General features: G+C 65.4%; 11 protein-coding genes and 1 pseudogene. 6 read left to right on the top strand and 6 right to left on the bottom strand.

Annotation, left to right across the window (positions count from 1 at the left end):
- Positions 1-76 precede the first annotated feature (76 nt).
- The 4 genes and pseudogenes from xylB to B4E36_RS07355 form a co-directional block, all read right to left on the bottom strand.
- A pseudogene (gene xylB / locus B4E36_RS07370) lies at positions 77-1,279 on the bottom strand (xylulokinase); the annotation flags it as partial.
- Between the two features lie 23 nt (positions 1,280-1,302).
- Positions 1,303-2,331, bottom strand: coding sequence for a LacI family DNA-binding transcriptional regulator (locus tag B4E36_RS07365; protein WP_292054204.1), 1,029 nt, complete (start codon positions 2,329-2,331; stop codon positions 1,303-1,305).
- Between the two features lie 129 nt (positions 2,332-2,460).
- Complete coding sequence (locus B4E36_RS07360; RefSeq protein WP_345900181.1) at positions 2,461-3,588, bottom strand: extracellular solute-binding protein; 1,128 nt, start codon at positions 3,586-3,588, stop codon at positions 2,461-2,463.
- Between the two features lie 148 nt (positions 3,589-3,736).
- The gene (locus B4E36_RS07355; protein ID WP_292054200.1) at positions 3,737-4,294 is read right to left on the bottom strand and encodes a TetR/AcrR family transcriptional regulator; all 558 of its coding nucleotides are present in this window, start codon (positions 4,292-4,294) and stop codon (positions 3,737-3,739) included.
- A gap of 78 nt (positions 4,295-4,372) precedes the next feature.
- Between B4E36_RS07355 and B4E36_RS07350 the strand changes: the two genes are divergently transcribed.
- Positions 4,373-5,404 (top strand): NAD-dependent epimerase/dehydratase family protein, encoded by a 1,032-nt coding sequence (locus tag B4E36_RS07350; RefSeq protein WP_292054198.1) that lies wholly within the window; start codon positions 4,373-4,375, stop codon positions 5,402-5,404.
- 8 nt (positions 5,405-5,412) lie between these two features.
- Here the strand turns inward: B4E36_RS07350 and B4E36_RS07345 are convergent, their stop codons facing one another.
- A complete protein-coding gene (locus B4E36_RS07345; protein ID WP_292054196.1) occupies positions 5,413-6,180 on the bottom strand; it encodes a DeoR/GlpR family DNA-binding transcription regulator in 768 nt (255 codons plus the stop codon).
- Between the two features lie 193 nt (positions 6,181-6,373).
- On the opposite strand from B4E36_RS07345, the gene B4E36_RS07340 reads away from it, so the two are divergent.
- From B4E36_RS07340 to B4E36_RS07320, 5 genes are all read left to right on the top strand, one after another.
- Positions 6,374-7,630, top strand: a complete 1,257-nt coding sequence (locus B4E36_RS07340) for a hypothetical protein (protein WP_292054194.1) — start codon at positions 6,374-6,376, stop codon at positions 7,628-7,630.
- A gap of 216 nt (positions 7,631-7,846) precedes the next feature.
- Positions 7,847-9,235: an amidohydrolase family protein gene (locus B4E36_RS07335; RefSeq protein ID WP_292054192.1), complete on the top strand. Its 1,389-nt coding sequence runs from the start codon at positions 7,847-7,849 to the stop codon at positions 9,233-9,235.
- A gap of 3 nt (positions 9,236-9,238) precedes the next feature.
- On the top strand, positions 9,239-10,213 hold the full coding sequence (locus B4E36_RS07330; RefSeq protein ID WP_292054190.1) for a CobW family GTP-binding protein: 975 nt from the start codon (positions 9,239-9,241) through the stop codon (positions 10,211-10,213).
- Between the two features lie 5 nt (positions 10,214-10,218).
- The gene (locus B4E36_RS07325) at positions 10,219-10,506 is read left to right on the top strand and encodes a YciI family protein (RefSeq protein WP_292054189.1); all 288 of its coding nucleotides are present in this window, start codon (positions 10,219-10,221) and stop codon (positions 10,504-10,506) included.
- A complete protein-coding gene (locus B4E36_RS07320) occupies positions 10,503-11,507 on the top strand; it encodes a Gfo/Idh/MocA family protein (RefSeq protein ID WP_292054187.1) in 1,005 nt (334 codons plus the stop codon). The genes B4E36_RS07325 and B4E36_RS07320 overlap by 4 nt, the downstream gene beginning before the upstream one ends.
- Before the next feature lie 43 nt (positions 11,508-11,550).
- Here the strand turns inward: B4E36_RS07320 and B4E36_RS07315 are convergent, their stop codons facing one another.
- Positions 11,551-13,092, bottom strand: a complete 1,542-nt coding sequence (locus tag B4E36_RS07315) for an indolepyruvate oxidoreductase subunit beta family protein (protein ID WP_292054184.1) — start codon at positions 13,090-13,092, stop codon at positions 11,551-11,553.
- Positions 13,093-13,176 lie beyond the last annotated feature (84 nt).

The raw sequence follows: 13,176 nt of genomic DNA, 5'->3' as shown, positions 1-13,176 counted from the left end.
GCTGAGGCTACAGGCGGCAGGTTTACGAAGCGGAGATATCAATAGCACCTCGGATCGTCTCCGCACGTGGAGATGAGCGCGAACGCGAGCCGCCGCCGATTGCGGTGATCCTTGAAAGCTCCGTGCCGGCGGAGCGCAGCGCCTCAAGATTGTCGCGGAGCGCAAAGGCCACGCCTTCCATCACCGCGCGGGTCATCGCCGGGCGGTCGCTTTCATGGGCAAGACCGATGAAGGCGCCGCGGATCGCCGCGTCATTGTGCGGCGTGCGCTCGCCGGAAAGATAGGGCAGGAAGGTGACGTCGCCGGGTGCCTGTAGCGTGTCGCCGACCTCGGTCGAAAGCTCGGCCGGGCTCTTGTCGGTGATCTTCGCATACCAGTTCAGCGTGTCGGTCGCCGACAGGATCACGCCCATCTGGTGCCATGTGCCGGGCAGCGCGTGGCAGAAGGCATGAACCGCGCTTTCGGGCTTCGGCCGGTAGCGGTCATTGGCGGCAAACAGCACGCCGGAGGTGCCAAGCGAGACGAAGGCCGCGCCATCGGCAACCGTACCCATGCCGCAGGCGGACGCCGCATTGTCGCCGGCCCCGCCGGCCACCACCACAGGTCCGGTCATGCCCCATTCTGCGGCGAGCGCGGATTTCAGCGTGCCGCCGACCTCGGAGCCTTCGACCAGCGCCGGCATCTGCGACCGGGACAGATCGGTGGCGGCAAGAAGCTCGTCCGACCAGTCGCGCTTTGCGGTATCGAGCCATGAGGTGCCGGCCGCATCCGACATTTCGGAAATGTATTCGCCGGTCAGCCAGTAGCGCAGATAGTCCTTCGGCAACAGCACCTTGCCGACCTTGTCAAAAATCTCGGGCTCGTTCTTCTTGACCCACACCAGTTTCGGCGCGGTGAAGCCGGGAAACACGATATTGCCGGTAATCGCACGGAAGCGCGGATCGTCGTCGAGCTGGGCTGCCTCGATATAGGAACGCGTGTCGTTCCACAAAATGCAGGGCCGCAGCACCGCGCCGTCGCCGTCGAGGATAGTGGCGCCGTGCATATGGCCGGAGAGGCCGATGCCCCTGACCGCCGCAAGCTCGCCCGGATGGCGTTCGGCGAGACGGCCGACGGCGATCCGGCAGGCGTCGATCCAGTCCGCCGGGTTCTGCTCCGACCAGCCGTGATGCGGCCGCGCGACCGACAAGGCCGCATCGGCGCTGGCGATCACCTTTTGGCCGTCATCGATCAGCATGGCCTTCAGGCTGGAGGTTCCGAGATCGAGCCCGAGATACATGGCGTTCTTCCCTTTCCCGCCCTTCAGGGCAGATTGTCCTTGATGAAAATGTCGATGCGGATGCGCTCCTGCGCAGCAATCACCGCCAGGCCATCGGCCTCGGCCTTCAGCACCCGGATCGCGCTTCTGACCTCATGGCCGGCATCCTGGTTGAGCACCGCGTCGAACAGACCGTTTTCGAGCGCTGAGCGCGAATGATCGGAAAGCTCGTGCGCGATCGTGACGATTTCACGACCATTCCCGCGCGCCTTTTCAAGTGCGGCGATCAGGCCGCGATTGCCCGCGCCCAGACTGTAAATGCCGATGATATCCGGGTCGCGGGCGAGCGCCTCGTCCACCAGCCGTTCGGCAACCGCCGCGTCGTCGCGGCCTTCCATCGGTGGGCTCAGTTCGAGGTTCGGAAAATCGAGCGCCATGCCTTCGGAAAACCCGGAAAGCCGGTTCTGGTGGTCGCGCACCGAAAGCGAGCCGACCAGAATGGCGATGCGCCCGGCGCGCGGACCAATGAACCGGCCAAGCAGGGTCGCAGCGGTGCGGCCCGCCGCCTGGTTGTCGACGCCGGCATAATGATCGCGGCCGCTATCCTCCAGATCGGAGACCAGGGTGACGACCGGAATGCCCTTTTTCTTCAGAGCGCCGACGGCCGCGCGCACGGGATCGGCATCGACCGCGACCAGCGCAATGCCGGCGGGCTCTTCCTCGCCCGCCGCGATCAGCGCTTTCGCCAGCGCATCGCCGTCAAAGGCCGGCACGTCGATGATGCTGATCTCGGTCCGTTCGATCCGCCCGCGTTCGCCGGCCTGTTCGACGGCCGCGCGCAACGCCGCCATGAAGGCGTTGTCATTGAGCGGCAGGATGAAGGTGAAGGGATAGACCCGGCCCTTGGCGAGATTGGCGGCGGCGACATCGCGGACATAGCCGAGCGAACGGATCGCCTCCTCGACCTTTGCCCTGGTCTTTTCGCGCACGCCGGGCCGGCCATTCATGACGCGGTCCACGGTCGCCAGACTGACGCCTGCCTTGATGGCTATGTCATGCACTGTCGGGCGCATGTCTCCCCCCGCCTGACGATTTCCTCCGCGGCCCGCGGTCCGGACCTTGTTATGCCTCCCTTATAGCGCGCCGTTTGATGTACGTAAATCAAAAATTCCAGCGGCAGATTCCAGGCGCGGGAATTCACGTCAGAAACTGTCCTCGAAAAGCTTGTTGAGCCGGCCGATGACGGCGATGGCGGGCGCATCGGTGCGCAACGCCTCGTTGAGCACATCAGAGGCCTCGCGCTGGAACCAGATATAGCCATTGTGGCGCGGCCGCATATAGGCGTGGGCGGCGGTATCGGCGATATTGCGATAGAAGCCGTTGACGGCGCCGTTGACCTCAAGGCTTTTCCAGCCGTCGGCATGGCCCGGCTGGCCGCCGGCTCCAGCATAGAGCGTCGCCTGCACCGGCCCGCTGGCGATCCAGTAGGCATAGTCGATCGCCGCATCGCAGTTTTCGCTGAAGGCGGAGACGGCGATACCCGTTCCGCCGAGCACCGATCCCGCCGGGCCGCGCTCGCCAAGGCCCGGAATATTGGCAAAGCCGAGCCGGTGATGGCGAAACCCGTCGCGCGCATAGAGCGCGTAGCCGGCGACATAGGGCGAGATGCTGGCCTTGGTATCGGGCGCCGAAAGCGCCTCCAGAACCCCGACCGGGTCCATCGCCTGATTGTCCTCGGGAACGAGCCGGGCAAGCGCGACCAGACGTTCATAGGCGGCAATGCCGTCATCTTCGTCGATCAGATTTCCCGCGCCGTCATTGCGGCAGGGCGTGCCGGCATTGGCGGCAAGGGTGAAAAATGTCAGCAGGTTATGCGGCGGCCTGAGCGGCAACAACACGTGGCCGTCTTCGGCAAGCTTGATGAGCTCGTCCCAATTTTCCGGCAGGCTCGGCGCGCGGTCGGGGCGGTAGGCCATGACCTGGGCGTCGACATCGATCGGAAACGCCCATTGATGCGCCTTGTAATGAAAGGCCTCGAAGGCACTGCCAACCGATCCCTTTTTTATCGCCTCGCGCTCTTCCTCCCGACCCTCGACATCGAGAGGCGCGAGGCAGTTTTCGGCGGTGATCTGCCCGAGATGGGGATGATCGATGACGATCAGATCATAGTCGCGGGCGATATCGACCGGCGTCAGATCCTCCAACTCCTCAAGACCGGGCTTTTCCCACTTGACCTCGACGCCGGTCTTCTCGCGCCATTCATCCGCGCTCGCCGCCAGCGGTTCGAAGCCGCGCGGATGGGTCCAGGTCATGCCCTTCAAGGTCGTCATACAGTCAAGCTCCACTCCAGCGCCGCACCGGCGGGCGCGATCCTGCTAAAAATAACGGTTTCAGAAATTTCGTTAACAGCAGAAGAAAGCCGCTCGCGGGCGGAATGTTCCAAAGCGCCGGCATTATAGGCCCTACCGATGGGGCGCGTCATGGAGCGGCAAGCAGCCGCCGCACGACGAAGCCGACATCGGCGGGCTCGATGCGGCTGCCGGCATAGGCCCCAAACAGACCGTCTACGCAGGCAAGCACCAGATCCGCGCGGCGGCTGGCCTGATCGCGCGGCCATCCTTCGCCAGCGAGCAATTCGGCGAGCCTTGCGGAGAGCCAGGCATTGATTTCCGCCAGCGCCTGTTCGGCGAAGGCCTCGGTATTGTCAAGGAGTTCGCCGGCATGCGGGGAGTTGCTCAGCAGCGCCGCCATGCGGGAAAATTTGTTCTCCAGTGCCGCCGCCGTGCGCTCGACAGCGCTGCCGGGGCCGTCCAGCGTTTTTTCGGCTTCCGCTTTCATGTCGTCCAGCACCGCAGAGAGCGTTGCCTGAAACACCGCCTCCTTGTCCGGGAAATAGGCATAGAGCGTGGGCTTGGCGACGCCGGCGCGCTTGGCGATGCCCTGCATTGTTGTGGCGCGCAGGCCATTTGCCAGAAACTCGGTCTGGGCCGCCGCCAGTATTTTTTTCGTTCGCGCTTCGGATTTTGGAGCCGGCACTGTTTTTCCTCTTGCATATCGCCTGAATTGAACGATATGAACATATATAGTTCAAAACGTTCAATTATGGAGTCCGCAATGAACGATATCGTCCTTCTGACCGGCATTACCGGCTTTCTGGGCGGCCATATCGCCGTCGAACTTCTCAATGCCGGTTATAGCGTGCGCGGAAGCCTGCGCAATCCGGGCGCAAACGGGGAGCGGGCGGAAGCGACCCGCAAGGCGCTGGAAGAGGCCGGCGCCGACACATCGCGACTTGAATTCGTGACGCTCGACCTGACCGAGGACGAGGGCTGGTTTGACGCCGCGCGCGACGCCCGTTTCGTGATCCACAGCGCCTCGCCCTTCGTGACCACCATGCCGAAAGACCCCGATGAACTGGTCGGCCCCGCCGTGGGCGGAACGGAACGCGCCCTGGGCGCCGCCAGACGGGCTGGCGTCGAGCGGGTGGTGCTGACGAGTTCCTCCGTCGCGATCGTCAACGGCCGGGGCCCGACGAGCAGGAAAAATGCGCTCGGTCCCGACGACTGGCCGGACCCGGATGAGGGCCGGCTCAATGCCTATCAGCTTTCCAAGGTGCTGGCCGAGCGCAAGGCGTGGGAGATTGCCGAGCACGATGGCCTTGCCCTTGCCGTCATCAATCCCGGCTTTATCCTGGGGCCGCTGCTGGACGACGACCCGGGCACATCGGGCGCGCTGTTCGTCAGGCTGATGAAGGGCGATGTGCCGATGCTGCCGCGCCTTCACCTGCACATGGTCGACGTCCGTGATCTCGCCCGCATTCATGTCGCGGCGCTGACGGCGCCGGATGCGCTCGGCAAACGCAATCCCGCCGCCTTTTCCAATATGGATCTCGCAGCGCTTGCCGCGACGCTCGCCCGCGAAGTGCCAGAACGCGCCGACAGGATCCCCAAACGCAGGGCGCCCGACTTTCTCGTGCGCCTGCTGGCGCTGTTCGATGGCGACATCAGAGCCAATATCAACGAACTCGGCTACGCGCCCGCGCTCGATTCAAGCCGCGGCGCGGCGCTTCTCGGCCGCCCGCCTCGTTCCGCCGACACCATGATCGGCGATATGGGCCGCTCGCTGGTCGCCCGTGGACTAGCCTGAAGCGGAGTCTAGCGCCCGCCCGACACCACGACCTCGGTGCCCCACTCCCGGCAGCGTTCGGCAAGCGGCGCGGCAAGCGGCTGGTCGGTGAAGAAGGTGGCGATATCGGCAAGGCTTGCGATCCGCGCCGGCGCGGTGCGGGCAAATTTGGAATGGTCGGCGACCAGCACGGTTTTCCGGGCCCGGCGGATCGCCGTCTGGCTGACGCCGACCTCCATCATGTCGAAGTCCAGCAGGTCGCCATCGCCATCGATCGCCGAACAGCCGATCACGGCGAGATCGAACTTGAATTGCTCGACGATGCGGTTGGCGAGCGGCCCCACCAGCCCGCCATCGGCGCGGCGCAGCTGCCCGCCGGCCACCACGATCTCGCAGCCGGGATTGGCGACCAGGATATTGGCGACATTGATGTTGTTGGTGACGACGACGAGGTTCTTGTGGCCGAGCAGCCTCGCGGCCACCGCCTCCATCGTCGTGCCGATATTCATGAAGATCGCGGCGTTTTCCGGGATCGCCGCGGCGCAAGCCTCGGCAATCGCCGCCTTTTCGGCGGCATAGAGCGCCCGGCGGTCGTCATAGCCGATATTGGCGGTTCCCGACGGCAGCACCGCGCCGCCGTGAACGCGGGTGAGCTTGCCCCTTTCGGCGAGCGTCAGCAGATCGCGGCGGATGGTCTGCACGGTGACGCCGAGGCGTCTTGCGGCATCCTCGGCCACAATCCGGCCCTCTTCGCGGGCCATCTGCATCAGATCGTCAAGGCGGAACGTTTGCGACACGGCCTTCCCCGGTTTGGCCGTGACTTTCACGGCGCGTTCACTCTCTTCCGCAAAAGAGGCATTTTTCGCCGCGATTTGCAACGGTTTGAACCGGTTATGCGTTGAACGGTGGCGCTGACGGTATTTTGCCTTGATCGCGCGGCTGAAACACTGTCAAAAGCGATATGCCAGCTTCAACGGACGGGAAGACACAGTGAGCGGACTTGAAACAGCCATCAGGACAGCGCTGGAAAACACGGACCGGCGGGACGCCAACCAGCGCGCCCGGGTCTATCAATCCGCACGGCAGGCGCTGGAAAAGGGCCTTGCCAACCAGAACATAACCGAGCCCGGCGCGGTTGCCCGCCAGCGCCGCAGGCTCGACGACATCATCACCGCGATCGAACAGGAAGAGGCGGCCGCCGCCCGCAAGGCGCGCGAAGCCCAGAAGACCCCTGCCCGACCTGTGTTCGACGATCCCTTCGCCGTCGGCCGCGCGCCGGAAAAGCCGGCCCCCTCGCTCGAGGACGAGATCGGCGCGATCACGCCCGGCGACAGCTTTACCGCCGAACCGGCTTTCGAGGCGGAACCGGACGCCCATTTCGCCTATCCCGAAAGCCCGGTGATTGCCTCTGAGGAGGCCGACAATGTCGATTTCACCGAGGCCGGTTTCACCATGGCGCCCCGTGTGGAAAGCGGCCATCTCGACCGCGAGGCGCTTTCGCCGATGGGCGATATCGCGGTGACGGACGAGGATCGCGCGCCGCTTGCCGGCAGCGTGAAGGCCGACCCACGCCCGCGCCGCATGTCGCGCAAACAGCGCAAGGCGGCGGCGAAGGCCGAGAGGCACCAGAAGCCGGTGCGGCGGCGGCGGACGCTGACCGCCATGATGATCGGCGTGATCGTGATCGCCTTCCTTCTGCTCGGCGGATGGTGGGTGGTCGATTCCAATTTCGCGCTCAATCCCGAACGCCTCGACACGGCCGTTCCCAATCCCGCCCCGCGTATCGAGGCCGAGGACTTCGAGGGCGCTTCGGGCTGGACCACGATTTTCCAACCGGGCACGGCGAATGTGCTGACGCCCGGTTCGCAGGCAAGTCTTGAGACCGTTACATTCGATGATGCCCCCGCCGTCGAGATCGCCTCCAATGCGACCGGCGATGCCGGCGCGGTGGCGATCGCGCTGCCGGTCGCCGTGCGCGGCATGCTGGAAAGCGGTCCGGTGCTGATCGAGATCAGTTCGGTCGCGCCCGATGGCGGCGGTCAGCCGGTCGGCATCTATTGCGCCGATGGCACGATCGAGGGTTGCCAGCGCCACCGCTTCACCGCGACCGCCCATCGCGACAGCATGGTTATCCGGCTCGATCCGAGCCAGGGCGTGCTGCCGAGCCGGCTGATGATTTTAAGCGACCTCAACGGCGCCGGCGCGCCGCTCGACATCTTCGCCATCCGCGCGCGCGAAGCCGAGTAAGGCTCCCACCCGCCTCCCCAGCCCGAGCCGCCAATCTGGCGGCTCTTTCTTTTTGCGCGGCCAGAGCGTTTGGCGCGCGCATTTTTTCATTTCGGTAATTTTTTCGGGCAGTATCGTGTCCTGAACGGCCATTGATGGGGAAGCAAAGCCGGCGTTGACGCAGAGGAGCGTCACGTCGCCGGCCGCAAGAACAATTCGGCTACGGAGGAGGCCCGCATGTCACGCAAGGTCATCAGGAACGCGTACATCATCTCGATCGACCCCGAAATCGGAGTGATGCCGCGCGGTGATATTCTGATCGAGGGTTCGAAGATCGCGGCGATCGGCCCCGATCTCGACGCCGGCGATGCCGAGGTGATCGACGGCGAAGGGCGGATCGCCATTCCCGGTTTCGTCGATACCCACCGCCATACCTGGCAGGCGCTGCTGCGCGCCACCGGCGCGGACTGGACGCTGGCGCAGTATTTCGCCGGCGTGCGCGGCGTGATGGGCGATCTCTACACGCCCGACGACATGAAGATCGGCAACCATCTGGGCGCGATCGCCGCGCTCGATGCCGGCATCACTACGCTTTACGACTGGTCGCATAACAACAACACGCCGGACCACGCCTCCGCCGCGGTGGAAGGCCTGAAGGCGGCCGGCATGCGCGCCGTGTTCGGCTATGGCAACTCCAATGCCGAATGGGTGCCGGTCAGCGACAAGCCGACCGATTTCGAGGACGTCGCCCGCGTACGGCGCGAATATTTTACCTCCGACGATCAACTCGTGACCATGGGCTTTGCCGCCCGCGGCAACCAGTTCGCCACAATGCGCGTCACCCGCGAGGATTTCATCAAGGCGCGCGATCTGGGCCTCAGGATCAGCGTTCATGTGGGCGACGGGCTCTGGGGCATGAACAAGCCGGTGGTCGAGCTCCATGGTGAGGGCCTTGCCGGACCGGACGTCACCTATGTCCACTGCAACTCGCTGCATGACGAGGATTTCCGGGTCATCGGCGATACCGGCGGCACCGCCTCGATCTCGCCCGAACTCGAACTCCACATGGGCCACGGCTTCCCGGCCACGCTTTCCCTGCTCGGCGTCGGCGTGCGCCCGTCAATCTCGATCGACGTGGTCACCACCGTGCCGGACGACATGTTCTCCGCCATGCGGGCGCTGCTTTCCAGCACGCGAGCGGTGGTCAACAACCAGGCGCTGATCGACAAGGTGATCGTCGACCCGCTGCCGCTGATGGCGACCGACGTGCTCGAATTCGCAACGCTTCAGGGCGCGCTCGCCTGCGGGCTTGGCCATCTGACGGGCTCGCTGACCGTCGGCAAGGAGGCCGATATCGTGCTGGTGAACTGCAACGCACTCAACACCATGCCGATGAACAACGCCTATGGCATCGTGGTCGAGGCCGCCCATACCGGCAATGTCGAAACGGTGATCGTCGGCGGCACGGTGCGCAAGCGCAACTTCAAACTGGTCGATTTCGACCATGCCGGCTTCAAGACCAGGGTGGAGACGGCCCGCGACCGGCTGTTCGAACGCGCCGGCGTTCCCGCGGACGGCTCCTGGCTGCCGCGCCCGTTCGAGGCCGCCGACGACAGCGAGTTTTAGGCCATGACGCGTGACCGACCCACGCTTTCCGTAATCGGGGGCGGGCTTGGCGCCGGCAAGTCGACGCTGATCGCCGGCCTCCTGGCGCGGCCCGACATGGCGAGAACCGGCGTGGTGGTGAACGAGTTCGGCGCATTCGGCGTCGACGACCTGCTGCTTTCCGCCGCCGCGCCGAAGACGAGCCTGGCGCTGCTGCAGAACGGCTGTATCTGCTGCCGGCCCGGAAACGACCTGTCGGAGGTCGTCCGCAACATGATAACGGCGGCCGAGACGCCGCTACGGCGCATGTTGGTGGAAACCTCCGGCGTTGCCGATCTTTCCGCCGTCATAGCCCGCATCGGCGCCGATCATGCGCTGCGCGCGCTGGTGCGCCTCGACGCGGCGGTCGCCGTCGTCGACGCGACCGCGCCGGACGACGCCCGGCCGGAACATCTCGCCGCCGCCGACCGGATCGTTCTCTCCAAGACCGACCTTGTCCCGGCATCGCGCGCCGAGGAAATCCGCCGAAATCTTGCCGGCATGAACCCGACAGCGCCGCTTTTCGACGCGGCCGCCCTGCCCGGCCCGGATGAATTGTTCAATGCCGGGCTGATCGACAGCGCGACCGGCGCGGTGCAACCGAACCGCTGGCTGCGGGCCACGGGAACCGTGCATGTCCACGACAAGGACGCCATCCGGTCCTGGGTGATCGAGTTCGCCCCGCAGCGCTGGACCGTGCTGACCGAACAGATCGCGCGCATGAGCCGGGCGGCCGGATCGGCGCTTCTCCGTCTGAAGGGGATCGTTGTCGATCGCGACGATCCGCGTCCGCTCGCCATCCAGATGGTGCGCGACCAGATCTACCGTCCGGTGCGGCTCACGCCGGAGACCGGCGGCGGCGTCAGCCGGATCGTGGTCATTGCCCGCGCGCCCGCGGCACCTGCGATCGAAGCCTTCGCCGCCCGTCTCGGCGCGGCGCCTATCCATCAAAAGGAGTGATCTTCATGCATTACATCGTCCATTGCCTCGATTACGAGGGCAACGTCCAGAAACGGCTGGATCACTACGAGGCGCACAAGGCCTACCTCGCCAGCAATCCGATCAAGACGCTGATCTCCGGCCCGCTGCTGGCCGATGACGAGGAGACCATGATCGGCTCCTGTTTCCTGGTGGAGGCCGACAACATGGACGCGGTGATGAAATTCCATGAAAACGATCCCTTCCACGCCGCCGGCCTCTGGGAGAAGGTATCGATCCGTCCGTTCAACAAGCGCGTGGACAACCGTTCATGAGCGCCCCGGTCCGTATTGCGCTCGTCGGCCTCGGCTGGTGGGGCCAGAAAATTACCGCCGTGCTGAAGGCCGCGCCCGACGACGTCACCATCGTTCGCGCTGTGGAGCCGAACAGCGAGATCGCCAGCGCCTTTTCCGCCGCCCACGACGTGCCGGTCAGCGCCGATCTCGAGACGGCGCTTGCCGATCCGGCGGTGGAGGCCGTTCTGCTGGTCACCCCCCACAAGCTTCATGCCGCACAGATCGCAGCATCGGCTGCCGCTGGCAAACACGTGTTCTGCGAAAAGCCGGTGGCGATGACGCGGGCGGGCGCGGAGCGCGCCGTCAGCGCCGTCGAGGCCGCCGGCCTCATCCTCGCAACCGGGCATGAGCGGCGCTACGAGCCGCCGATCGCCGCTATGATCAGGGCCGCCGATGCCGGAGACTTTGGCCGGCTGATGCAGTTCGACGCGACCTTCAGCCACGACAAGTTCCTGGCGCTCGATCCGACCAACTGGCGGCTCGGAGCAGAGGACGCGCCGGCGGCCGGCATGACGGCGACCGGCATCCACCTCCTCGACCTGGCCGTCCGGCTGATGGGACCGGCCAAAAGCGTGGTCGCTTCCTGCGAGACGCTCGCCTCCAGCCTGCCGCAGGGGGACACGATCTCGACCTTCATCTGCTTTGCGGGCGGCGGCACGGCCACGATTGCGGCCAATCTCGCCATGCCGTTCGTGTCGCGCTGCTCGCTGTTCGGCTCGAAGGCCTGGGTGGATATCCGCGACAAGGCCCATGTCGAAGCCCCGGACGGCTGGATTGTCACCAGCGCCTCGACCGGCAGCAAGATCGCGGTCGAGGAAATCGGCCCCGCCGAACCGGTGCGCGACAACATCGTCGCCTTCGCCCGCGCGATCCGCGGCGAGGCTCCCTACCCGATCACCACCGCCGAGATGATCAACACGGCGGCGCTGCTGGAAGCGGTGATCGAAAGCAGCCGGACCGGCGAGCGGGTTTTGCTGTAGAGCAACCCTTCAGAGCGCAGATGGGCGCAGCGCCCATCGCGCCTTACAGCGTCGCCACCGTCTTGAGCGCGCCGTCGAGGGCGATCCCGCTCTCATCGATCAGGGCGGCCTGGCGCAGGCGGCGCAACCAGTCGGCCCCATCCTCGCGGGGCTGCAGCATCGGCACGGCGGAAAGCACGCGGTCGAATTTCGACAGGCCGCGAGCATGGGTGTCGGAATAGCCCTTGACCAGTCGCCGGGTGGCGATCACTTCCACGGCGAGGTCGTAATTGGCCGGCAGCACGGATAGCGCTTGATGAAGCCAGGCCTCGCGGTGCTCTTCTTCGCGGAAATGGCGCAGGCTGCCGCGGCGGATACGGCGCATGGCGGAAAGAAAGTAGAGCGAGGAGAACCAGAACAGCGTCCCGGTCTTCACCCGCCGGCCCTTGTTGACGCGCCGGTCGAGGAAAGCGAACAGCTTGGGCCGCGCCTCGATCCAGAGCCCAAGCCCCTTCGGCAGCGTGCCACAGACCTCCTCCATGCGCGGATGCATATATTCCGTCATGTAGAGGATCTGGCCGTCCTTGACGCCAACCTCGTTATGGACGCGTTCGAAACGGGTACCGCGCACCTTCAGATCGGCAACCCGCACGACATCGTCATAGGCCATGGCAACGGCGACATATTTGGACGCGGCCACCGTGAAGGCAAAGCCCTTTGCCGCGCCGCCATTGTCGCGGTCGGCGGCAAGGAGCGCTGCCATGCGGGTCAGATATTCGCCGGCATAGGCCGGGTCCTGAAAATCGGTGAGCTTCTTCACGCCGGCATAGAGCATGGCGTGGGCGACCTCCGGGAATTCGGTGCGGATACGGTTCAAAAGCCTGTCGAGCGCGGGATGGCCGGCCGTTTCCGGGAGGGCGTCAAGCCGCTTTGCGGGCGTTGCCGAGACCTTGTCGTTTTCGCCCTGAAGCGCGCGGGCATAGGCGGCATCGAAGGCCTTCAGGCTGGCGGCAACGCCGCGCCCGCCGGCCTTGATGGTTTCCTCATAGGCTTCCTTGGAAAACGGCAGCGCCTTCGAGGCGGCGAATGCGCCGAACATCGATGAGGAGATCACGCTGCCGTTCTTGACCGCCAGCGTATCCATGTCGAAGGCGATGGTCTTGCGGGCGGCGAAATCGGTGGCATCGACCACGGTTTCGGGATTGCCGATGCCATCGCCCGGCTTTTCCTTCTCCCCAACGGCGAAGGAGCGATGGGTGGAGGCGATCAGCAGCGTCTTGTCCGGCGTCACAAGACCGCGCATCACCGAGCGGCCGGCCTCCATCAGCTCCGCCGCGATCACGACATCGACATCGCCGGGCGTCGGCATCAGCGACAGGATCGGCATCGCGCCCTCGCGCGGCTTGATCAGTTCCAGATAGTAAATCGTGGCACCCGTGCGCTGGGCAACGCCCGGCACGGAGGTGGTCTGGGCCACCCAACCCTGGCTTTCGGCCAGATGCACGATCCAGTCGGCGAGAACGCCGCCGCCTTGCCCGCCCATGGCGAGGATCGCGATCGAGAACGGCTTGTCGGCGGAAAGCGCCGCGATGTCGGTCATCATCATGGGTCTACTCGGCAAAAACGATGCGGCGGGACTGGCGGCGGTTCTGCAGCCAGCCGATCACGGCGGCGCGGACGCGGTGGACGA

The sequence above is a fragment of the Martelella sp. UBA3392 genome (assembly GCF_002358775.1).
GTDB classification, from domain to species: Bacteria; Pseudomonadota; Alphaproteobacteria; order Rhizobiales; family Rhizobiaceae; genus Martelella; species Martelella mediterranea.
The sequence above is the reverse complement of the archived record's forward strand: the minus strand, read 5'-3'. Positions and strand labels throughout refer to the sequence as shown.

Bases quoted from the DNA above. Each gene is read 5' to 3' on its own strand.
- B4E36_RS07365 (WP_292054204.1), bottom strand. From the start codon at position 2,331: ATGCGCCCGACAGTGCATGACATAGCCATCAAGGCAGGCGTCAGTCTG.
- B4E36_RS07360 (WP_345900181.1), bottom strand. From the start codon at position 3,588: ATGACGACCTTGAAGGGCATGACCTGGACCCATCCGCGCGGCTTCGAA.
- B4E36_RS07350 (WP_292054198.1), top strand. From the start codon at position 4,373: ATGAACGATATCGTCCTTCTGACCGGCATTACCGGCTTTCTGGGCGGC.
- B4E36_RS07335 (WP_292054192.1), top strand. From the start codon at position 7,847: ATGTCACGCAAGGTCATCAGGAACGCGTACATCATCTCGATCGACCCC.
- B4E36_RS07330 (WP_292054190.1), top strand. From the start codon at position 9,239: ATGACGCGTGACCGACCCACGCTTTCCGTAATCGGGGGCGGGCTTGGC.
- B4E36_RS07325 (WP_292054189.1), top strand. From the start codon at position 10,219: ATGCATTACATCGTCCATTGCCTCGATTACGAGGGCAACGTCCAGAAA.
- B4E36_RS07320 (WP_292054187.1), top strand. From the start codon at position 10,503: ATGAGCGCCCCGGTCCGTATTGCGCTCGTCGGCCTCGGCTGGTGGGGC.
- B4E36_RS07315 (WP_292054184.1), bottom strand. From the start codon at position 13,092: ATGATGATGACCGACATCGCGGCGCTTTCCGCCGACAAGCCGTTCTCG.